This is a genomic window from Plantactinospora sp. KLBMP9567 (assembly GCF_033446045.1).
Taxonomy (GTDB): domain Bacteria; phylum Actinomycetota; class Actinomycetes; order Mycobacteriales; family Micromonosporaceae; genus Plantactinospora.
On record NZ_JAWQRR010000006.1, the window covers coordinates 313041 to 334729 of the forward strand.

A 21689-nucleotide genomic window follows, 5' to 3' on the forward strand; every position below is an offset into this window, starting at 1 on the left:
CGGGTGGCGCGGTGAGCTTCCACAACCCGGACATGCCCTGGTCGGAGCTGGAACGCGCACTCTCCGGCCGGCCCGGCGGTCCGGGCGAGCCTCGGCTGCGCGTGGTGGATCCGCTCGCGGTCGACGCCGACGGCGGAGACTCCCCGGCCTGGACCCGCAAGCGCCCCGGCTACACCCCGGCCGAGCTGCCTGCCCCGGTCGAGGGTGCGGTGCCGTACGCGGAACTGCACGCGCACACCAACTTCAGCTTCCTCGACGGGGCCAGCCATCCCGAGGAACTGGCCGAGGAGGCGGCCCGGCTGGGCCTGACCGCGCTGGCGGTGACCGACCACGACGGGTTCTACGGGGTGGTGCGGTTCGCCGAGGCGGCCCGGGCACTGCGGCTGCCCACCATCTTCGGCGCCGAGTTGTCGCTCGGGCTGCCCGGGCCGCAGAACGGCGAGCCGGACCCGCTCGGCCGGCACCTGCTGGTGCTCGCGCACGGCCCCGAGGGGTACGCCCGGCTGGCCAGCACCATTGCCCGGGCACACCTGCGCGGCGGCGAGAAGGGCCGCCCGGTCTACGGCGAGCTGGAAGAGGTCGCCGGGGAGCTGAAGGACCACGTACTGGTGCTGACCGGGTGCCGGAAGGGGACGGTGCCGGCGGCGCTGCTCACCGAGGGGGTCGAGGCGGCGGCCCGGGAGCTGGACCGGCTGACCGGGCTGTTCGGGGTGGAGACGGTGGCGGTGGAGCTGACCGACCACGGCGACCCGTACGACGGCGACCGCAACGACGCGCTCGTCGAGCTGGCCGCCACCGCCGGGCTGCCCACCGTGGCCACCAACAACGTGCACTACGCCACCCCGTCCCGCCGCCGGCTGGCCACCGCACTGGCGGCGGTACGCGCCCGGCGCAGCCTGGACGAGATCGACGGCTGGCTGCCGGCGGCCGGTACCGCCCACCTGCGCAGCGGAGCCGAGATGGCGGCCCGGTTCGCGGCCTATCCCGGCGCGGTGGCCCGGGCCGCCGAGTTCGGCGCCGAGCTGGCCTTCGACCTCAACCTGGTGGCGCCGAGGCTGCCGGACTACCCGGTGCCGCCCGGGCACACCGAGATGAGCTGGCTGCGCGAGCTGACCATGGACGGCGCGCTGCGGCGGTACGGCCCGCGCGGCGCGCACCCGGAGGCGTACCGGCAGCTCGACCACGAGCTGGGGATGATCGAGGCGCTCGGCTTCGCCGGCTACTTCCTGGTGGTCTACGACATCGTGAAGTTCTGCCGGGACAACGACATCTACTGCCAGGGCCGGGGTTCGGCGGCCAACTCGGCGGTCTGCTACGCGCTCTGGATCACCAACGTGGACGCGGTACGCCACCAACTCCTCTTCGAGCGCTTCCTCGCCCCGGAGCGGGACGGCCCGCCGGACATCGACGTCGACATCGAGTCCGACCGCCGGGAGGAGGTGATCCAGCACGTCTACGCCAAGTACGGCCGGGAGCACACCGCGCAGGTCGCCAACGTCATCTCGTACCGGCCCCGGTCGGCGGTGCGGGACATCGCCAAGGCGTTCGGCTTCTCACCCGGCCAGCAGGACGCCTGGAGCAAGCAGATCGACCGGTGGGGCAGCGTGGCGGCGGTCGACGTGGACGACATCCCCGAGCACGTGATCGCGTACGCCAACGAGTTGCAGACATTTCCGCGCCACCTCGGCATCCACTCCGGCGGGATGGTGATCTGCGACCGGCCGGTGATCGAGGTGTGCCCGGTCGAGTGGGGGCGGATGCCCGGCCGCACCGTGCTGCAGTGGGACAAGGACGACTGCGCCAGCGCCGGGCTGGTCAAGTTCGACCTGCTCGGCCTCGGCATGCTCTCCGCGCTGCACTACGCGTACGACATGATCGAGTCGACCCTCGACCTGAGCTCGATGTCCCTGGACGACCCCGAGGTCTACGCGATGTTGCAAAGGGCCGACTCGGTCGGGGTGTTCCAGGTGGAGAGCCGGGCGCAGATGGCCACCCTGCCCCGGCTGAAGCCGACCTGCTTCTACGACCTGGTGGTCGAGGTGGCACTGATCCGGCCCGGCCCGATCCAGGGCGGCTCGGTGCACCCGTACATCCGGCGCAAGAACGGGCTGGAGGAGGTCACCTTCCCGCATCCGCTGATGCGCAACGCGCTGGAGAAGACCCTCGGGGTGCCGCTGTTCCAGGAGCAGCTGATGCAGCTCGCGATCGACCTGGCCGGCTTCGACGCCGGTGGCGCCGACGAGCTGCGCCGGGCCATGGGCTCGAAACGCTCGGCCGAACGGATGGCGCAGATCCGGGACCGGCTCTACGCCGGGATGGCCGAGCGGGGCATCACCGGCGAGGTCGCCGACGATGTCTATCTCAAGCTCTCCGCCTTCGCCAGCTTCGGCTTCCCGGAGAGCCACGCGATGAGCTTCGCCTACCTGGTGTACGCCAGTTCCTGGCTCAAGCGATACCACCCGGCGCCGTTCCTGGCCGCGCTGCTGAACGCCCAGCCGATGGGCTTCTATTCGCCGCAGACCCTGGTCGACGACGCCCGCCGGCACGGCGTCGAGGTACGCCGCCCGGACATCAACGCCAGCGGTGCCAAGGCCACCCTGGAGTCGACCCCGGAAACCCGGTGGGGGAGCGCGCCCGGCGAGCCGCCGCACCGGTGGGGGCTGGGCGGCCCGGCGGTCCGGCTCGGGCTGTCCGGGGTGCGTACCCTCGGCGACGACCTGGCGGAGAAGATCGAGCGGGAGCGGACCGCGCACGGGGCGTACCGGGACATGGCCGACCTGGCCCGCCGGGTCGGGCTGACCGCCGCGCACCTGGAGGCGCTGGCCACCGCGGACGCCTTCGCCTGCTTCGGGCTGACCCGGCGGGCCGCGCTCTGGGCGGCCGGTGCCGCCGCGCAGGACAAGCCGGACCGGCTGCCCGGCACCATCGCCGGGGCGGAGGCGCCGACCCTGCCCGGGATGGACGCGGTGGACCGGCTGGTCGCGGACGTCTGGGCCACCGGGCTCTCCCCGGAGAGCCACCCGGCCCAGTTCGTCCGGCCCCAGCTCGACGCGGTCGGCGCGGTGCCGATCGCCAGGCTGGCCCGGCTCGACCCGGGGCAGCGGGTCCGGGTCGGCGGCATCGTCACGCACCGGCAGCGCCCGGCCACCGCTGGTGGGGTCACCTTCATCAACCTGGAGGACGAGACCGGCATGCTCAACATCACCTGCTCGCCGGGGCTGTGGCAGCGCTACCGGAAGGTGGCCCGGACCAGCACCGCACTGGTCGTGCGGGGAATGCTGGAGAAGCACGACGGGGTGACCAACCTGGTCGCCGACCGCCTCGATGCGATCACCCCACCGGTCACCCCCGCCTCCCGCGACTTCCGTTGAGCCGTGCGAAAGAGGGCTACCTGGCAACGCTGCCGATCCGGCAGCCCCGATGCAGGTAGCCGGCCGCGCCCAGGACGAAGACCGCGGCGACCGTCAGCCAGGAGGCGGTCACGCTGGACGGCTGTAGCGGCCAGGCCCACACGCCGGCGGACCCGCCGACCTGCCGGGGGGTCGCGGCGTAGACGGCGCAGGCGTACCCGAACGCGGGCAGCCAGGCCAGGCGGGCGCCGAGGAGCACCGCGGCGGCGGCGACCAGTCCGGCGTAGCCGAGGGTGTTGCGGACCAGGGCGTACGCGCCGAACACCCCGGGTACGCGCAGCCCGGTCAAGGCCAGCGCCGCGCCGATCGACGCGACCCCGAGCAGGAGGTGGCCGGCTCGCCAGCCGGGCCAGCGCAGCGGGGCGCCGCGCTCCAGTTCCTCGTCGGCCCCGCCCAGGGTGGGCGCGAGCAGCAGTACGGCGAGCAGCGGCGCGAGCGCGACGACCGGTATCCGGGCGGCGGGTCCGTCGAAGTAGGGCCGGCTGGCGAGCCAACTCCCGGCGATCCAGGCCAGTAGCGCCACGACAGCGACCCCGAGCAGGAATGCCGGGCCGCCCCTGGCCCGGGTGTGCAACAGCAGGAGCCGGCCGTTCACGGCAGTTCCCCCAGCGCGATCAGGCGCGGAACGTCGCAGCGGTGCGCGGCGTCGAGGAACGCGCCGAACCAGGCGCGCTGGTCGTGGAGGGACAGCGCGTAGAGCCGCCCGACGCGGGTGTCGGGGGCCGGGCGTTCCTCGAACAGCCACGCCCGGGCGGCGTCGAAGGTCGGATAGATCCGCCTGTCGGGTCTGGCAGTTCGGTGGTGGCAGTTCGGGGTGACGACCTGGCGCAGGTCGGCGCGGAGCCAGTCGAGGTTGGCCAGGCCGTCGCCGGTCGCGGTGGGCTGGCTCCCCAGATACAGCCATAGGGTGCCGTCCACCGGACCGGTCGGCTCACCGTCGACCTGCAGGACCGCGTCCGCCGCCCGGGTCGGCGCTCCGGGGATGCCGGCCATCCGGCGCAGCACCGGCTGGACGAGCGGTGTCAGGTCGTCCAGCAGGAAATCGTTGATCCGGGCCACGCATACCGGCGGCCCCTCCGTGGTGCAGGTCGGCTCGACGGCACCCGGGTCGGTGCGGAGGCGGCCGGGGCCGGCTCCGGTGGCGATCGGCACCGCCACGGCGACGGCGAGGGTGCCGGCGAGCAGGGCGACCCGACGCAGCCGGGCCGCCAGCGCGAGGAGCGTGCCGGTCAACGCCAGCAGCCAACCGGCCTGTAGGGCGTGCGTTCCGGCCGGCAGCAGCCGCTCGGGGCCGGAGCCGGGATGGACCGGGGACAGCCAACTGACGCCGCTGGCGTCCCAGTAGGCGAGTACGGCGAGCCCGAGGTAGGTGCCGAGGCCGGCGACGGGGGCGACCACCCGCAGCGGGACGAGCCGCCCGATCAGTACCCCGAACGCGGCGGCCGTGCAGAGCGCGAGGATGCCCACCGCCAGGGTCCACCACCATCCGCCGCCCGTGTACGTGGCGACCCGTCCGACCAGCACCGCCGCGCCGAGGAAGGCGGTGAGCAGCCCGGCGGTGCCGGCGAGCGAGACCGCCAGCCAGGCCACCACCAGCGGTTGCCAGCCCGGCCGGGCCGTCGAGCCGAGTAGCTCGGCCATGCCTCGACGCCGCTCCCGACCGGCCTGCCAGGCACCGGCGGCAACCATCAGCCCGCAGAGCACCATCAGCGACGTCCGCAGGTATCCGGCGAGGCCGGCCCACCGACCGCCCCAGTCCTCCGGGTGTACGGCCAGCAGCCACCCGCCGGCACCGAACATCAACAGCGCCGCACCCGGTGCCGTACCTCGGCGCAGTTCCACCCGCAGCGGACGTCTCACCGGCGCACCGTCCGGGCACTGCGCAGCACGGCGGTGTAACCGCGCTCGATCGCCGTGTCGCCGCTGCCGCCGTCCACCCCGGCGGCGGCCAGTTCCTCGGGCGTGCCGGTGAAGACCAGCCGACCACCCTCGATCAGGCTCACCCGGCCGCACGCCGTACCGATGTCCTCGACCAGGTGGGTGCTGACCAGTACGCAGGCGTCGACGCCCAACTGCCGCAGGAGTGTCCGGAAGTCGACCCGCTGCTCCGGGTCCAGGCCGGCGGTCGGTTCGTCCAGCAGGACCACGCGCGGATCGTTGACGATCGCCTGCGCGATGCCGGCCCGGCGCAGCATGCCGCCCGACAGGCGTTTCATCCGCTCGTCGGCCCGGTCCAGCAGTCCGACGCGTTCCAGCGCCCGCTCGACCGCGAGCGGTACCCGGGTTCGGGGCATCTCCTTCAGCCAGGCGAAGTACTCGACGAACTCCCGGACGGTGAACCGCGGGTAGTGGCCGAACGCCTGCGGCAGGTAGCCCAGTTGCCGGCGTACCTGCCGGAGCGCGGTCCGGTCCGCGATGTCGCGGCCCAGCAGCCGTACCCGGCCACGGTCCGGGCGGGCGACCGTGGCGAGTACCCGCATCAGGGTCGTCTTACCGGCCCCGTTCGGCCCGAGCAGCCCGTGTACGCCCACCGCCAGCTCCAGGTCGAGGCCGTCGAGGACGACCCTTCTGCCGTAGCCGACCCGCAGGCCCTCGATGCTGACCGTCATCGTGCCCCACCTCTCCGACGTGCTTCCCCGCGCCGACGACGCGTCGTCTCCGACGTGCTTCCCGTCGCCGGTGCCCGCGTCAGGTCGTCGACGACCGCCCCGGGCCGCCGCCGGGTCACGGCGCCACCTCGCCGCCCAGCCGACCCTGTCGGACCAGCAGCAACGCCACCGCCGCCGCGATGACGGCCAGCCAGACCGGTACGGCCGCCGGAGCGACCAGCCATCCGTTGCCGATCGGCGGGACCGGTGACGCGTCTCCGGGTGGCACCAGCACCAGCACGGCCCACCCGGCCGCCACCGCCAGGCCGGCCCGGGCCGGCTCGATCAGCGAGCCGAGCCCGAGCGTCAGACCGGTCAGCCCGAGGCAGGGCAGCAGCCACATCGCCGGCGTACCGATCCGGGATACCGCGCCGGTGAGGAACGCGACCGGAACGGTGACCGCCAGTACCGACAGCGTCCGCCACAGGATGATCCGCAGCCCGGCGTAGGGGCTGGCGGCGACCAGTTCGTGCAGCGGATCGGTGTGCCGGCCGTAGGAGACGGCAACGCCGAGCACCGGCAGCAGCGGCGCGACCAGCAGGAGTGTCCAGGGCCGGACCGGCAGTGAACCGATCTCGATCGCCACGGCCAGCGCCAGGGTGGTGACGACCGAGCCGAGCCAGCCGACCCGGGCCGCCGGTCCCGCGCCGAGCAGCACCGCGACCTGCCGCCCCCGGGTACCCGGGCGGATCCGTCCCTGGCCCGGCAGCCGCGCGGCGAGGGTCGCGCCGACCGCGGCGACGAGCCGTCCGATCGGCTCGTCCAGCGGCAACCGGGCCCGGCAGGTTTCACACCGGTCGAGATGTGCCTCGACCGACCACGCGTCGGCGTCGGCGAGCCGGTCCTCGGCGTAGGCCCGCAGGGCGACCTCGGGGATGTGGAACGTACTCACGTCAGTGCCGCCCGCAGCTCCCGCCGGGCCCGCATGGCCCGGGTCTTGATCGTTCCCTCCGGCAGCCCCAGCAACAGCGCGGCCTCCCGCACCGTGAAGCCGTCGAGGACGGTCGCCTGCACCACCGCCCGCAACTCGGGCGACAGCCGGTGCAGGGCATGCTCCAGCCTCGCGTCGTAGGTGCCCAGCATGGCCTCCTCCTCTGCCGACGGTGACCAGGCGAGAAGGGTCTCGTCGGCCGGGGCGGCGGTCCGTGGCCGGGCGAGGGCCCGACGGCTCGCGTCGACGAGGCGGTGCGCGGCGATGGTCCAGACCCAGCCCACCACCTCACCGCTGCCGCGATAGGTGCCCGCCGCCCGCCAGACCGCCAGGAAGGTCTCCTGCAACAGATCGGCGACGAGTTCCGGGTCCCGGCATCGGCGGCGCAGCCGCAGGGCCAGCCAGGGGGCGTGTCGGGCGTAGAACACCTCGAACGCCCGCCGGTCCCCGGTACCGACGAGGTGCAGCAACTCCTCGTCGCCAACCTCCATCACGTGAAGGTAGGACGCGGCCCGGCCGGAAACGGTTCTCCCGGGCCGGACGCACCGGCGGGACCGCCGAACGCGAGCCCGTGGGCGCTTTGGGTACACCCATGCCGGGCCGGGCCGGGGCGGGCTCGGACCGCTGCCCGGCGGACCCGGGACGCTCGGGGGTTGACGATCGGTCGGCGTGGCAGCCGGCGATCAGGTTGGGGCCGGGTGGCTTAGGCTCGTCGGGTGGAGCGAACTCAGAGCCGTCCGTCCGGCCCGGCGACCGGCCCGCGTACCGCCGTGGTCTGGACCGTGCTGCGCCGTGAGCTTGCCCGGCAGCAGGGCAGGACGCTCACCGTGCTCGATGTCGGCGGCGGGACCGGCGGCTTCGCGGTGCCGCTGGCCGAGGCCGGCCACCGGGTGACGGTGGTCGACGCCAGCCCCGACGCGCTCGCCGCGCTGACCCGGCGGGCCGCCGAGGCCGGGGTCGCCGATCGGGTACGCGCGGTGCAGGGCGACGGTGACGCCCTCGCCGGGCTGGTCGAGCCGGCCAGTGCCGACCTGGTGCTCTGCCACGCCGTACTGGAGGTGGTCGACGATCCGGCCGGGGTGGTCGGGGCGATCGGCACCGCGCTGCGCCCCGGCGGCGCGGCGAGCGTACTGGTGGCGAACCGGGCCGCCGCCGTGCTGAGCCGGGTCATGAACGGGCACCTGGACGTCGCCGCCACGCTGCTCGGTGATCCGGACGGGCACGCCGGGCCCCGGGACACCCTGCGCCGGCGTTACGACGCCGACGGCGCAGCCGCGCTGCTGGAGGCCGCCGGGCTGGCGGTCGAGCAGACCCACGGGGTACGCGTCTTCGCCGACCTCATCCCGGCGGTGGCCGCCGAGGCGGACCCACCGGCTCTGCTGGAGTTGGAGTTGGCCGCCTCCGCCCAGCCGCCGTACCGGGACATCGCCGCCCAGTTGCACCTGTTCGCCCGCCGTCTGGCATGACGAGCCCACTCGACCTGGTCCGGCCGCACTACTTCGGCGGTAGCCTCGCCGACGTGCTGCCGAGCGCGCTGTCGGTGCTCGGCGTGCCGGCCGGCGACCCGGGGGCCGATGACCGGGCCGACCCGCTCGGGCTGGCCGACCAACTGGTCGGGGTACGCCGGATCGCGGTGCTGCTGGTCGACGGGCTCGGCTGGTACCAGTTGCCGACCGCCGCCCCGCACGCGCCGGCACTGACCGACCTGACCGGGCGGTTCGGACGCCCGCTCACCTGCGGTTTCCCCTCCACCACCCCGACCAGCCTGGTCAGCCTCGGCACCGGGGCCGCGCCCGGTGCGCACGGGGTGCTCGGCTTCCGGGTCAACGTGCCCGGCACCGACCGGGTGCTCACGCACATCGACTGGCCGAGGTCGCCGGTCGACGGCCCGAACTTCCCCGGTGGCGGCCCGGGCTCGCCGGTGGGCGGTGACCGCCCCAGCGGCTCCTGGTCCTCCGCCGGCACGGTCGAGCTGGCCGGTACGGCCGACCCGCTCGGCGCGGCCAGCTTCGGCGTCGGCGGGCCGGCGGATCCGGCCGGGCCGGAGCTTCCCGGCTCCCCGTTCGGAGACCCGGTGCCCGCGCCCGCCGCCGGCTCCGGTGACGATCCCGATCCGCGCCGGTGGCAGCCGTTGCCGACGCAGTTGCAGCGGGCTGAGGCGGCCGGGGTCGCGGTGACCGTGGTGAGCCGGCCGGCGCTGGCGAACACCGGGCTGAGCGTGGCGGCCTACCGGAGCGGGGCGCATCGGGGCGCGGAGGACGTCGACGCGCTGGCCACCGAGATGCTCGCGGCGCTCACCACCGGGGACGGCCCGACCCTGGTCTACGGCTACCACCCGGACGTGGACCGGCACGGGCACCTCAGCGGCATCGACTCCGCCGACTGGCGCTCGGCGGTCGCCGAGGTCGACGCGCTGGTGACCCGGCTGGTCGACGGGCTGCCGCCGGACGCCGCACTGCTGGTCACCGCCGACCACGGCCAGCTCGACATCCCGGCGCAGGGGCGGTACGACCTGGACACCGATCCCAGGTTGCGGGCCGGGATACGGGTGGTGGCCGGCGAGGCCCGGGTCCGCTACCTGCACACCCTGGCCGGGGCGACCGCCGACGTGGTGGCCGCCTGGTCGGAGGTGCTCGGCGAGCAGGCGTGGGTGGCGACCCGGGAGGAAGCGGTGGCCGCCGGTTGGTTCGGCCCGGTACCCGAGGCACACCTGCCGCGCATCGGTGACGTGGTGGTCGCCTGCCTGACCCCGACCGTGGTACTCGCCTCGAAGACGCACAACCCGATCGAGACGACGCTGGTGGCGTACCACGGCTCGTGTACGGCGACCGAGATGACGATCCCGCTGCTGGTCGTACCGTCGCCGCGGGGTTAGCTCCCGTCGGTCCGCTGGGTCGGCCGGTTCTCCCGGATCCATTCGATGACGGCGTCAGTGTCGCTCCGACTGCAGATCTCGACGGTTCGATGTCGAATTTCTTTCCACCCGGAAGGCGTGGCGCCGCTCCTGGAGCGACACTGGCTTGGAGTCAGGCGCCGGCCTCGGCCAGCCGGGTCAACTGCCCGTCGATGAGGGTGAGGTCGAGCGCCGGCAGCGCCGCGGCGTACTGCTCGGGGGTGCGCGGGCCGAACAGCGTGACGAACTCCGGATCCCGCTGGTGCAGCAGCCAGGCCAGTACGAGCTGGTTGCCGGTGACCCCGAGTTCGGCGGCCAGCTCGGCGACGGCGGCGAACCGGGCCTCGGCGTCCGGCCCCCGGTACGACTCCATCACGTGGTGGTCGCGCCGTTTCGCCAGGTCGTCGTAGCTGCCCTTGAGGATCGGCGAGTATGCCACCAGGGTCACCGCGTCGTTGGCCCGCAGGTAGTCGAGCTGTTCGTCGTCCACGATCGAGAGCGTGTCGGCACCTGGCCGGGGGCGCAGGTAGGAGTGCTGCTGTTGCAGGGCGACCGGGGCCGGCCAGCCGTACCGGTCGGCGAGCTGCCGGATCCGTTCCAGCCGCCAGGTCCGGACGTTGGACCAGCCGACGTACCGGATCTTGCCGGCCGAGACCAGCCCGGCCAGGGCCTCCAGGGTCTCCTCCAGCGAGGTGTTCCGGTCGTCGACGTGCACGTAGTAGAGGTCCACGTGGTCGGTGCCGAGCCGGCGCAGGCTGTCGTCGAGCGCCCGGCGCAGGGTGTCCCCGCCGGCACCCTCGTACTGCCGGCTCGCCGCCCGCGGGTCGTGCGGGTTGTTCCGCACCGCGTCCACGTCGCGGATCCAGGCGCTGCCCTTGGTGGCCAGGAACACCTCGTCACGCCGTCCGCTGCGGTGCAACCAGCGGCCGAGCAGGCTCTCGCTCTCGCCGCCGACGAAGGGCGGGCCGGGCCACCAGGCGTAGCAGTTCGCCGTGTCCAGGAAGGTGCCGCCGCCATCGAGGTAGCGGTCGAGGATCGCGTACGACGACTCGTCGTCGGCGAGCGTGCCCATCAGCATGCAGCCGAGGGCGAACTGGCTGACCCGCTCGCCGGTCTGCCCGAGTGGCACCGTCTTCATCGGATTCCTCCCGCGTGTCCGGTGCTGTGCCGGACCGCAATGATAGAGAGCCGTACCCGTTCGGTGCCAACCGGAATTGTCGGCGCGGTTGCGTCGTACCCCCGGGTTAACCTGCCGCTATGGGTCGCAGCCAGTCCGTGCCACGCGGCGGTGATCCGCGCTTCGGCGCGGACGCCGACGACTCCGGCTCGCCGATCCTGCACGTCGACATGGACGCGTTCTTCGTCGCGGTCGAGGTCCGTCGCCGGCCCGACCTGCGGGGTCGGCCCGTCGTGGTCGGCGGGGTCGGCCCGCGCGGCGTGGTCAGTTCGGCCAGCTACGAGGCCCGGAAATACGGCGTGCGCAGTGCGATGCCGACGATGCGGGCCCGGGCGCTCTGCCCGTCGGCGGTCTTCCTGCCACCCGACTTCGCGCAGGTCACGGCCGCTTCCCGGGCGGTGATGGAGATCTTCCGCGACGTGACCCCGCTGGTCGAGCCGCTCTCACTGGACGAGGCGTTCCTCGACGTGGCCGGGGCGCGCAAGCTGCTCGGCCGGCCGGCCGAGATCGCCCGGCTGATCCGGGCCCGGGTCGCCGAGCAGGAGGGCCTGACCTGTTCGGTCGGGGTGGCGCCTACCAAGTTCGTGGCCAAGCTCGGTTCCACCCGGGCCAAGCCGGACGGGCTGATGGTGGTGCCGGCCGACCAGGTGCTGGAGTTCCTGCATCCGCTGCCGGTGGAGGCGCTCTGGGGGGTGGGGGAGCGGGCGGCGGAGACGCTGCGCCGGCTCGGCCTGCGGACGGTCCGGGACATCGCCGAGGCGCCGGTCGGGATGCTCCGGAGCAGCCTGGGCGACGCGGCCGCGACCCACCTGCACGAGCTGGCCTGCGGGCGGGATCCCCGCCGGGTCAGCCCGGAGCACGCGGAGAAGTCGATCGGGGCCGAGGTCACCTTCGACACCGACCTGGCCGAGCCGGAGACGATCCGGCGGGCTCTGCTGGCGCTCGCCGAGAAGGTCGGCGTCCGGCTGCGCCGGGCCGGGCAGGTCGGTCGGACGGTCTCGATCAAGGTACGGTTCGCCGACTTCCGGACGATCAACCGGTCCCGCACGCTCGGCGGGCCGACCGACGTGACCCGGGAGGTGTTCGACACCGCCTGGGCGTTGTTCGACGCTCTCGGCCCGGGTGACCGGATCCGGCTGATCGGCGTCCGGGTCGAGGGGCTCAGCGACGGCGACCAGACTCCCCGACAGCTCGCGCTGGGCGCGCCCGAGCACGGCTGGCGGGAGGCGGAGGCCGCGGCGGACGCCGCGGCCGCCCGATTCGGGCGTTCCATGGTGCGCCCAGCGAGTCTGTTGGGGCACGGCGACCTGCGGCGGACGGAAAATCCGGCGCGGCCATAGGTCGTCCCGCTTTCCGACCCGCGACCCCCCTCGTAGACTGGCGGGTAAGCAGCCGGTTGGCTGCCACGGTCTGTCGGTCCGAGCGGACCGACCAACGTGACCGGGGAGGAGTGCCGTGCCGCTCTCGGAGCACGAGCAGCGGCTGTTCGAGCAGATCGAGCAGTCGCTTGCCGAGGACCCTAAGTTCGCCTCGGCTGTGCGCGCCAGCGATCCGCGTTTCCACGCGCGGCGTCGCCTGCTCGTCGCGGTCAGCGTGATCATCGCTGGCCTAGCATTGGTCGTCTACGGCACGGTGAGCAAAACTCCGCTGCTCGGAGTGGCGGGCTTCGTGGTGATGCTCGGTGCGGCCGCGTTCGCGATGCTGTCGCAGCGTAAGGCGCAGTCACCGGACCTGCACGTGGTCGGCGGCACCACCAGCCGCCGTGTCCGCAGCGGGCGACGCTTGTCGTTGATCGACCGACTCGAGGAGAGGTGGCGTCAGCGGCCGGAAGGCCACCGCTGACCGTCTTCCGTCCGTGGGGCACGCCCCGCTGACGGTACCGCCGGGTTCTGTCCCGGCGACCAGTGGCGTTTCTCCATGCCTACACACTGCTGCCGGCGTGCGTCTCCGCCGGCCGTTCGCGTCCCCGGCACGGGTGCCGGCTAGCCGTGATCCGCCTCACGACCTCGCTGGGTGACGTCGCACCGGTCCGATTTCCCGGCGCATCCGCCGGACTCTCCCGGCAGATCGCCGGACTCTTCCGGCGGATCCACCAGGCGCTCCGCCGGCGCATATCCGGCAGACCGCAGGGCCCACCCCGCGACTCGCGGGGTGGGCCCTGCGACACCTCCGGTCGGGGTCGACCGGTACGGCTCGGATCAGCGGGACGGGCGTCCGGCGAGCACCCGTCGAGGGCTCCACCGCAGCAGCCGGTCCCGGAGCCGGCCGGTCAGCCCGACGAACCCGGCCGACAGATCCATGACCGCCAATCGCCAGCGGAACAGCACCGACGGCGGCAGGGTGGCCGCCACCAGCCGGGTACGCCGGTCGGCTCCGGCGCTCAGCGCCCGGCGTACCGAGCGGAGGGCCTCACCCAGCGGACCGTGCCGCAGCGGCTCCCGGGCGTACCTGGCGCGTTCCTCGGCGTGCCCGAGCAGGCGGATCGCCTCGTCGGCGCCGCCGGCGGTCAGCCCCTCCCGGACCAGCCGGTCGGCCGTGGCCCGGGGCGTCTCCGCCGGATCCACCCGGACCCGGAAATCGACCAGGGTGTCGACCAGCTCGTCCCAGGCCGCGTGCGCGTCGGCCCGGGCCCGGGCCAGCTCGGAGTCGCTGAGTACCACCCGGGCGACCCCGGGGGCCGCGGTCCCGTCCGCCGCCACCGAGGCGAGGGTGCTGGCCGCGGCCGCGGCCCGGGTCTGGCGGCGCCGCCGGAGCAACACCCGCCGGAGGGCGGGCACGGTGAGCAGCAGGACCAGCAGCACCGCCCCGGCCAGCACCCAGAGCGGCCAGTTGGGCCCGCTGTCCGGGGCGATCCCGGCGGCGCCGTCGAACGCCTCGTCGAGCGGGCGGTCCGACCCGTCCGTCGCCTGCGGGCCGGCCGACGGGTCGGTGGTCGGGCCGGCCGGGGTGTCCGGAGTGGTCGAGGTCTGCTCGGGTGCGTCCGGATCCGGCGCCCACTGGGAACGCCGCGAGCCGGTGATGCTGGCCGCCGGCGTCGCGTCGAACGGGACCCAGCCGATGCCGGTGAAATAGACCTCGGTCCAGGCGTGCAGGTTGTTGTTGGTCAGGGTGTAGGTGTTGCCCGACCGGTTGGCGCTGGTGAAGCCGAAGGCCACCCGGGCCGGGATGCCGGCCTCGCGGACCAGCCAGGTCATCGCGGCGGCGTACTGCTGGCAGAAGCCCACCTTGTTGGTGAGGAAGTTGACGATGTCCTGCCCGCTGGTGCCGCCCTCGGTGTTCAGGGCGTAGCTGAACCCGTTCTTCCGGGAGAAGTGGTCGTAGATCGCCCGGACCCGCTCGTAGTCGTTCCGCTTGCCGGTGGTCAGCCGGTCGACGAGTTCCTCGACCTCCCGTACCGGCTCCACCGTGGTGTAGAGCTTCCGGAACGCGTGCTCCGGCGCCAGGGTCGGTGCCGCGGCGAGCGCGCTCGGGGTGTATTCCGAACGGACGAAGTCGAAGGAGTACCTGCGGTTCCGCGACGACGCCCGTTCCGAGTAGACCACCTGCATGGTCGCGTCGTAGCGCCAGTTCGCGTCGATCTGGCGGGTACTCACCGGTGCGGTGTAGACCGGCAGGAACGGCATGGCGAAGTCGAGGATCTCGACGTCCGCGTTGTACTGCTCGTGGGTGATGCCCGGGGCTCCTCGGGTCACCTCGCGCGGATCCGGCAGGCCCTGGGTCACCGGAGTCCCCTCCGGGGAGCGCGGCCCGAACCCGGTCCGCTCGAAGTCGTCGGCGACCGCGAAACGCAGGTATGCCGGCTCGGGGTCGCTGGTGGTCACCCGCACCATGTCGCGCTGCTCGGAGCGGTTCAGCTCACCGCTGAGCTGGGCGAAGAGGTTCACCCGGCCCGGTGATCCGCCGGGGCCGGCCCGGCCGCTGCCATCGCCGCTGCCACCACCGGAGTTGAACTGGCTGAGCAGCCCCGAGGTCATCCCCGGTACGGCCAGCGGCAGCAGTACGGCCACCGCGACACCGATCACCGCCAGGCGGCGGCCGGCGGCGGCCAGCGGCGACGGCTCCCAGACGTCCACGTCCCGGCCGTCGCCGGTGAACCGGCGTCCGAAGTGGCGTACCCGGTCCACGTTGTCGGCGGCGAGCAGCCACAGGAAGCCGACCGCCCCGATCACGAACGGCACCGCCGAGACGCTGTCGACGTGTACCGCCACCGGCACCGAGTAGATCGCCAGCATCGGCAGCCCGGCCAGGGCGGGACGGCGTATCCCGACGGTGAGCAGGTCCACCACGATCGCCACCCCGCCGACGCCGAGCGCCGTCAGGAAGAGCAGCGAGTCGAGGTCCTGGACCGGTACGCCGTACGAGCGCATGTCCTCGCCGGAGTTGGCCAGCAGCGAGCCGAAGTGGGTCACGGTGCCGGGGGTGGGCAGCAGGGAGATCATCTCCTGGCCGCTCGGGAAGATCCAGGTCAGCCCGAACAGCAGTGCCGCCACCATGCCGAGCCCCTGGGCCCAGACCGGTGCCCGCCACCAGCGGGCCAGGGTGGCCGTACCGGCGATCAGCGCGACGATGACCGCGCACTGGATCAGCCAGGTCCACCGCTCGTAGATGGTGGACATCGGCGCGGCGGCGAGCAGGGTGGCCGCGGCCGCCACGAACCCCAGGTGTCGGCGTCCCCTCATCACATCTTCCCGTCGGTGCCGGTGCTGCCGTTCCGGTTCATCGCATCGCCCTCATCCGCCTCGTCGATCCCGTCTCCGGCGACCGGTCATCGCACTCCGCCGGCGACCGTCTCGGCCAGCACGGCCCGCCAGGCGAAGCCCTGCGAGCCCCGGGCCGCCTGCGGCCAGAGCGCCGGCAGCTTGCTGCCGTGTTCGACCCCGACCACCCGCCAGCCGCTCTGCATCAACCCGAGTGCGGCGGCGCCGTGCGCGTGGTTCGCCTCCTCGCGCGCCTGCGGGGTCAGGTTGAGCCAGGTCGAACTGTCCACCAGGAACGCGATGCAGGTCGCGCCGTTGCCGCGCAGCCCAGCCAGCAGGTCCGCCTCGGCCGTGGTCAGCGTGCCGAGCAGTGCGATGACCAGCCCGCCGTCGGAGCGCTGCCGGACCCGCTCGACCAACGTCGCCACGTCGCCGCGCTGGCTGAGCCGGACGTCGGCGAGGTAGTCCAGCAGCAGACCCTCGCCACCGGCGTCGTTCGCGCTGGCGTCGATCCCCGAGTCGCTGACCAGCCGGAGCTTGTATCCGGCCTGCCGCAGGTGCACGGCGATGCTGGCCGCCGCCGACACCGCCCACTCGAAGCTGGCGGTCGGCCCCTCGCCCCGGTGCGCGAACGCCCGGGTGTCCAGCACCACCGTCGCCCGGCTCTCCCAGGGCTGCTCCTCCCGGCGCACCATCAGCTCACCGGTGCGCGCGGTGGACTTCCAGTGCACCCGGCGCAGGTCGTCGCCGCGCCGGTACTCCCGGGTCGCCGCGTCGTCCTCGCCGTGTACCGCCACCGAACGGGCCCGGCTCTCGCCGGTGCCCGCGTACTCGCCGGCCAGCCGGACCGAGGGGAGCGGGGTGACCTGCGGGATGACGGTGAGCGGGTCGACGCTGGGGAACGCCCGGGTCAGCTCGCAGAGCCCGAACGGGTCGGTCAGCCGGATCACCAGCGGACCCACCTCGTAGCGACCGCGTACGTCGGCCCGGACCGTGTACGCCACCGAACTCGCCTGGTGCGCGCCGAGGCGTTCCAGTACCACCCGGGGACGGCTGCCGAGCGCGTACGGCAGCCGGTCCTCCAGCAGCAGCGTCCCGGTCGGCAGCCGGGACATGTTCTGCAACCGGAGCACCACCCGGGAGCTGGCGCCGACCGGCACCCGGTGCGGCTCCAGCGAGCGGCTGCAGGCGAGCTTGTAGCGGCTGCGCCCGACGTAGAGGGCGGCGAGCAGCGGCAGTACGCCGAGCAGGATGGCGACCCGGAGCAGGTCCTTCTCGCCGAGGATCAGCGCGGAGATCGCCGCTGCCACGGCGGCGGCCAGGAACGACCGCCCCCGGGTGGTGAGGCCGCGCAGTGCCTCGCGCACCGTCACCGCCTCCGCGGCTCGTACTGCGAGCGCCCGGTGCCGTCCTCGGACGACGGCCGGGTGTCGTACGGCGAGCGCTGCCGCTCGTGCGGCAACGGCAGCCGGTGCACCAGGTCGGAGACGATCGCGTCGGTGGTACGCCGGGCGAGCTGCGCGTCCGCGGTGGAGATGATCCGGTGCGCGAGCACCGGCACGGCCAGCGCCTGGAGGTCGTCGGGGAGGACGTAGTCGCGTCCCTCCAGCGCGGCGACCGCCCGGGCGGTGCGCAGCAGTTGCAGAGTGGCCCGGGGGGAGGCGCCGAGCCGCAGGTCGGGGGCTTCCCGGGTGGCGGTGACCAGGTCGACAGCGTACTGCTTGACGGCGTCGGCGACGTGCACGTCACGGACCGTCGCGATCAGCTTCCGGACGGTGGCGGCGTCGGATACCGGTCGCAGTTCGTGGATCGGGTCCCGGCCGCCGTGCACGTCCAGCATGGCCAGCTCGGCACCGGGGTCGGGGTAGCCCATCGCGATCCGGGCGGTGAACCGGTCGCGCTGCGCCTCCGGCAGTGGATAGGTCCCCTCCATCTCGATCGGGTTCTGGGTGGCGATCACCATGAACGGGGTCTGGAGTTCGTAGGTGACGCCGTCGACGGTGACCTGCCGCTCCTCCATGCTCTCCAGCAGCGCGGACTGGGTCTTCGGCGAGGCCCGGTTGATCTCGTCGCCGACCACCAGGTTGGCGAAGACCGCGCCCGGCTTGAACTCGAAGTCGTGCGTCTCCTGGTTGTAGACGCTGACCCCGGTGACGTCGCTGGGCAGCAGGTCGGGGGTGAACTGTATGCGCCGGACCGAGCAGTCGATCGACCGGGCGAGCGCCTTGGCCAGCTTGGTCTTGCCGACGCCCGGTACGTCCTCGATCAGGAGATGGCCCTCGGCCAGCAGGACGGCGAGCGCGAGCCGGACCGTCGCGGTCTTGCCCTCGATGACCTCTTCGATGTTGGCCACGATCGCGTCGCTGGCGGCACGGAACTGGTCGCTCGGCAGCGTGCCACCCAGTTCGTCCCAGGTCTGTTGAGTCACGGGCCTCCTCCTCGTCGGTCACGGCCGCCGCCTAGTAAGAGTCCCTGGGCCGGCCGTATGGTTCGCGGGAGAATACGTCCGTCCGGAGTAACCGGATCACCCGCATCACTCAGGCTAACCGCATTCGGCGGGAGAGCCGAGCACACCGGGAGAGCCCGGGTCGGATCTCCGGGCCGGTATCGGGTGCGACAGCGCTGCCGGGTGCGCGGTACGATGGCCACATGTCCAGGGTCTACCTGCTCCTTAGCGAGCCGTGCTGACGCGACAGACAGCGACAGCACGGCCACCCCTCCTGCGTGAGGGGCTTTTTTATGCCCGCAGAACGGACCCGGCCCACAAACCTGAATCTGATGCTCAGCCAGCCCGGTCGACCAGGGCGGAGCGACGGCGGACGTAGCGAGGAGACGACATGACGACCGAGGCAGCCGAGCCGACGGCGGACATCCCGCCGTTCCGGTACACGGCCGAGCTGGCCGGCGAGATCGAGATCCGCTGGCAGGACCGGTGGGCCGAGCGGGGTACCTTCCGGGCGCCCAACCCGGTCGGGCCGCTGGCCGATCCCGGCCATCCCCGGGCGGACGCCGAGAAGCTGTTCGTGCTGGACATGTTCCCGTACCCGTCCGGGGCGGGGCTGCACGTCGGGCACCCGCTGGGCTACATCGGCACCGACTGCTACGCCCGCTACCAGCGGATGGCCGGCCGGAACGTACTGCACACGATGGGCTTCGACGCCTTCGGGCTGCCGGCCGAGCAGTACGCGGTGCAGACCGGCACCCACCCCCGGACCACCACCGAGGCGAACATCGGCTACTACCGGTCGCAGCTACGCCGGCTGGGGCTGGGGCACGACGACCGGCGCTCGGTGGCGACCATCGACACCGACTACTACCGCTGGACGCAGTGGATCTTCCTGCAGGTCTTCAACTCCTGGTACGACACCGCCGCCGCCAAGGCCCGGCCGATCGCCGAGCTGGTGGCGGAGTTCGAGTCCGGCACCCGGGCCACCCCGGAGGGCCGCCCCTGGTCCGAGCTGTCCCCGGCGCAGCGGCGGCGGATCGTCGACGACCACCGGCTGGCGTACGTCTCCGAGGCGCCGGTCAACTGGTGCCCGGGGCTGGGCACGGTGCTGGCCAACGAGGAGGTGACCCCGGACGGCCGGTCGGACCGGGGCAACTTCCCGGTCTTCAAGCGCAACCTGAAGCAGTGGATGATGCGGATCACCGCGTACGGTGACCGGCTGATCGAGGACCTGGACGCGCTGGACTGGCCCGAGCCGATCAAGCTGCAACAGCGGAACTGGATCGGCCGGTCGACCGGCGCGCACATCGAGTTCCCGACCACCGACGCGCCGATCCGGGTCTTCACCACCCGGCCGGACACCGTCTTCGGGGCCACCTACATGGTGCTGGCCCCGGAGCACCCGCTGGTCGAGTCGCTGGCCGCCGACGCCTGGCCGGCGGGGACCAGGGACGCCTGGACCGGTGGGCAGGCGACTCCCCGGGCCGCCGTGGACGCCTACCGGAAGGCGGCCGGCGCCAAGACCGACATCGAGCGGCAGGCCGAGAACCGGGAGAAGACCGGCGTCTTCATCGGGGCGTACGCCAGCAACCCGGTCAACGGCGCGCAGATCCCGATCTTCATCGCCGACTACGTGCTGGCCGGCTACGGCACCGGCGCGATCATGGCGGTGCCCGGGCAGGACGAGCGGGACTGGGAGTTCGCCGAGGTCTTCGAGCTGCCGATCGTGCGCACCGTGCAGCCGCCGGAGAACTTCGACGGCAAGGCGTACCCCGGGGAGGGGCCGGCGATCAACAGCGCCGCGCCGGACGGCGGCCTGGACCTGAACGGGCTGTTCGTCGCCGACGCCAAGGCGAAGACCATCGAGTGGCTGGAGGCGAACGGGCACGGCGCCGGCGCGGTCACCTACCGGCTGCGGGACTGGCTGTTCAGCCGGCAGCGCTACTGGGGCGAGCCGTTCCCGATCGTCTACGACGAGCAGGGCAACCCGGTGGCGCTGCCCGAGTCGATGCTGCCGGTCGAGCTGCCCGAGGTGGACGACTTCGCGCCGCGCACCTTCGACCCGGACGACGCCGACTCCGACCCGGAGACCCCGCTGTCCCGGCGCAAGGACTGGGTCGAGGTCGAGCTGGACCTGGGCGACGGGCCGAAGCGGTACACCCGGGAGACCAACGTGATGCCGCAGTGGGCCGGCTCCTGCTGGTACGAGCTGCGCTACCTGGACCCGACCAACCCGGAGCGGTTCGTCGACCCGGCCAACGAGCGGTACTGGATGGGCCCGCAGTCGCCCGGCGACCCCGGGGGCGTCGACCTGTACGTCGGCGGCCAGGAGCACGCCGTGCTGCACCTGCTGTACGCCCGCTTCTGGCACAAGGTGCTGTACGACCTGGGCCACGTCTCGTCCTTCGAGCCGTACCGCCGGCTGTACAACCAGGGCATGATCCAGGCGTACGCCTTCCAGAACGACCGGGGCAGCTACGTCGAGGCCGCCGAGGTGGAGGAGGTCGACGGGAAGTACTACTTCGGCGACCAGCAGGTCACCCGGGTCTACGGCAAGATGGGCAAGTCGCTGCGGAACGTGGTGACCCCGGACGAGATGTGCGAGGCGTACGGCGCCGACACCTTCCGGGTCTACGAGATGTCGATGGGCCCGCTGGACGTCTCCCGGCCCTGGGAGACCCGGGCGGTGATCGGGGCGTACCGGTTCCTGCAACGGGTCTGGCGGACCATCGTCGACGAGCACACCGGCGAGCTGCGGGTCACCGACGCCCCGGCCGACGAGCAGACCCGGCGACTGCTGCACCGGATCATCGACGGGGTCCGGGGCGATCTGGACGGCATCCGGATGAACACCGCGATCGCCAAACTGATCGAGCTGACCAACGGTCTGACCAGGCTGGAGACGACGCCCCGGGAAGTGGCCGAGCCGCTGCTGCTGATGCTGTCGCCGTTCGCCCCGCACATCGCCGAGGAGCTGTGGCACCGGCTGGGGCACGCCGAGTCGCTGGCGTACGAGCCGTTCCCGGTGGCCGACCCGGGCCTGCTGGTCGCCGAGACGGTGACGTACCCGGTGCAGGTCAACGGCAAGGTCCGGGGGCGGGTCGAGGTGCCGGCGGAGGCGGCCGAGGAGGCGATCCGGTCCGCCGCGCTGGCGGCGGTCGCCGACCAGTTGGCCGGTCGCGAGCCGCGCAAGGTGATCGTGGTACCGGGCCGAATGGTCAGCGTCGTCGCCTGACCCCCGTCGGCAACCCGCCGTCGGTGCCGGGCGGCGGGTTCCGGTCCCGGCCCGTCCCGGTCCCGGCCTGTTCCGGGCTGGACCTGGACGTCAGAGGCGTTACGCGGCATCGGTAGGGCATCTGGCGTCCAGGTGAGCGGTGCGGGCGAGCGGTTGCCGGCGATGCCGGGGGCGCCGGCGGCGGCCGGAGTTGCCCGCTGCGGCTAGGGTGCGTTCCGGCGCCGCCGGTGCAGCAGCACCGTGGGCCGGAGC

Annotated in this window: 15 protein-coding genes; 6 read left to right on the forward strand and 9 right to left on the reverse strand. The window is 73.2% G+C overall.

Features of this window, described 5'->3' with window-relative positions:
- Nucleotides 1–11 precede the first annotated feature (11 nt).
- Nucleotides 12–3371 carry an error-prone DNA polymerase gene (locus R6Y94_RS04250; RefSeq protein WP_318394412.1) on the forward strand — a complete coding sequence of 1120 codons (3360 nt, stop codon included), beginning with the start codon at nucleotides 12–14 and terminating at the stop codon, nucleotides 3369–3371.
- 16 nt (nucleotides 3372–3387) lie between these two features.
- Here the strand turns inward: R6Y94_RS04250 and R6Y94_RS04255 are convergent, their stop codons facing one another.
- The 5 genes from R6Y94_RS04255 to R6Y94_RS04275 form a co-directional block, all read right to left on the reverse strand.
- Nucleotides 3388–4005 (reverse strand): hypothetical protein, encoded by a 618-nt coding sequence (locus R6Y94_RS04255; protein WP_318394413.1) that lies wholly within the window; start codon nucleotides 4003–4005, stop codon nucleotides 3388–3390.
- Entirely contained in the window at nucleotides 4002–5270 is a 1269-nt protein-coding gene (locus R6Y94_RS04260; RefSeq protein WP_318394414.1) for a hypothetical protein, read from the reverse strand. Before R6Y94_RS04260 ends, R6Y94_RS04255 begins: the two co-directional genes overlap by 4 nt.
- Nucleotides 5267–6019, reverse strand: coding sequence for an ABC transporter ATP-binding protein (locus tag R6Y94_RS04265; protein ID WP_318394415.1), 753 nt, complete (start codon nucleotides 6017–6019; stop codon nucleotides 5267–5269). The genes R6Y94_RS04260 and R6Y94_RS04265 overlap by 4 nt, the downstream gene beginning before the upstream one ends.
- Before the next feature lie 115 nt (nucleotides 6020–6134).
- Nucleotides 6135–6950, reverse strand: coding sequence for a zf-HC2 domain-containing protein (locus tag R6Y94_RS04270; RefSeq protein WP_318394416.1), 816 nt, complete (start codon nucleotides 6948–6950; stop codon nucleotides 6135–6137).
- Complete coding sequence (locus R6Y94_RS04275) at nucleotides 6947–7480, reverse strand: RNA polymerase sigma factor (protein ID WP_412102683.1); 534 nt, start codon at nucleotides 7478–7480, stop codon at nucleotides 6947–6949. Before R6Y94_RS04275 ends, R6Y94_RS04270 begins: the two co-directional genes overlap by 4 nt.
- A 225-nt stretch (nucleotides 7481–7705) precedes the next feature.
- Here R6Y94_RS04275 and R6Y94_RS04280 point away from each other — a divergent pair, with 225 nt between their 5' ends.
- On the forward strand, nucleotides 7706–8455 hold the full coding sequence (locus R6Y94_RS04280) for a methyltransferase domain-containing protein (protein WP_318394418.1): 750 nt from the start codon (nucleotides 7706–7708) through the stop codon (nucleotides 8453–8455).
- Nucleotides 8452–9864, forward strand: coding sequence for an alkaline phosphatase family protein (locus R6Y94_RS04285; RefSeq protein ID WP_318394419.1), 1413 nt, complete (start codon nucleotides 8452–8454; stop codon nucleotides 9862–9864). Before R6Y94_RS04280 ends, R6Y94_RS04285 begins: the two co-directional genes overlap by 4 nt.
- A gap of 151 nt (nucleotides 9865–10015) precedes the next feature.
- Here R6Y94_RS04285 and R6Y94_RS04290 read toward each other — a convergent pair whose 3' ends face one another.
- Nucleotides 10016–11020 carry an aldo/keto reductase gene (locus tag R6Y94_RS04290; RefSeq protein ID WP_318394420.1) on the reverse strand — a complete coding sequence of 335 codons (1005 nt, stop codon included), beginning with the start codon at nucleotides 11018–11020 and terminating at the stop codon, nucleotides 10016–10018.
- 119 nt (nucleotides 11021–11139) lie between these two features.
- Here R6Y94_RS04290 and R6Y94_RS04295 point away from each other — a divergent pair, with 119 nt between their 5' ends.
- Nucleotides 11140–12399, forward strand: coding sequence for a DNA polymerase IV (locus tag R6Y94_RS04295; RefSeq protein ID WP_318394421.1), 1260 nt, complete (start codon nucleotides 11140–11142; stop codon nucleotides 12397–12399).
- A 115-nt stretch (nucleotides 12400–12514) separates the two neighbouring features.
- Entirely contained in the window at nucleotides 12515–12901 is a 387-nt protein-coding gene (locus tag R6Y94_RS04300) for a DUF3040 domain-containing protein (protein WP_101367165.1), read from the forward strand.
- 356 nt (nucleotides 12902–13257) lie between these two features.
- On the opposite strand, the gene R6Y94_RS04305 is transcribed toward R6Y94_RS04300, so the two are convergent.
- The 3 genes from R6Y94_RS04305 to R6Y94_RS04315 form a co-directional block, all read right to left on the reverse strand.
- Nucleotides 13258–15738 carry a DUF3488 and transglutaminase-like domain-containing protein gene (locus R6Y94_RS04305; RefSeq protein ID WP_318394422.1) on the reverse strand — a complete coding sequence of 827 codons (2481 nt, stop codon included), beginning with the start codon at nucleotides 15736–15738 and terminating at the stop codon, nucleotides 13258–13260.
- 86 nt (nucleotides 15739–15824) lie between these two features.
- The gene (locus R6Y94_RS04310; protein ID WP_318394610.1) at nucleotides 15825–17123 is read right to left on the reverse strand and encodes a DUF58 domain-containing protein; all 1299 of its coding nucleotides are present in this window, start codon (nucleotides 17121–17123) and stop codon (nucleotides 15825–15827) included.
- Nucleotides 17124–17125: 2 nt separating this feature from the next.
- The gene (locus tag R6Y94_RS04315; RefSeq protein WP_318394423.1) at nucleotides 17126–18184 is read right to left on the reverse strand and encodes a MoxR family ATPase; all 1059 of its coding nucleotides are present in this window, start codon (nucleotides 18182–18184) and stop codon (nucleotides 17126–17128) included.
- A gap of 409 nt (nucleotides 18185–18593) precedes the next feature.
- Between R6Y94_RS04315 and leuS the strand changes: the two genes are divergently transcribed.
- Nucleotides 18594–21437 (forward strand): leucine--tRNA ligase, encoded by a 2844-nt coding sequence (leuS, locus tag R6Y94_RS04320; RefSeq protein ID WP_318394424.1) that lies wholly within the window; start codon nucleotides 18594–18596, stop codon nucleotides 21435–21437.
- The last annotated feature ends 252 nt before the right edge of the window (nucleotides 21438–21689 follow it).

Bases quoted from the DNA above. Each gene is read 5' to 3' on its own strand.
- R6Y94_RS04265 (WP_318394415.1), bottom strand. From the start codon at position 6,019: ATGACGGTCAGCATCGAGGGCCTGCGGGTCGGCTACGGCAGAAGGGTC.
- R6Y94_RS04275 (WP_412102683.1), bottom strand. From the start codon at position 7,480: ATGGAGGTTGGCGACGAGGAGTTGCTGCACCTCGTCGGTACCGGGGAC.
- R6Y94_RS04285 (WP_318394419.1), top strand. From the start codon at position 8,452: ATGACGAGCCCACTCGACCTGGTCCGGCCGCACTACTTCGGCGGTAGC.
- R6Y94_RS04290 (WP_318394420.1), bottom strand. From the start codon at position 11,020: ATGAAGACGGTGCCACTCGGGCAGACCGGCGAGCGGGTCAGCCAGTTC.
- R6Y94_RS04295 (WP_318394421.1), top strand. From the start codon at position 11,140: ATGGGTCGCAGCCAGTCCGTGCCACGCGGCGGTGATCCGCGCTTCGGC.
- R6Y94_RS04305 (WP_318394422.1), bottom strand. From the start codon at position 15,738: ATGAGGGGACGCCGACACCTGGGGTTCGTGGCGGCCGCGGCCACCCTG.
- leuS (WP_318394424.1), top strand. From the start codon at position 18,594: ATGACGACCGAGGCAGCCGAGCCGACGGCGGACATCCCGCCGTTCCGG.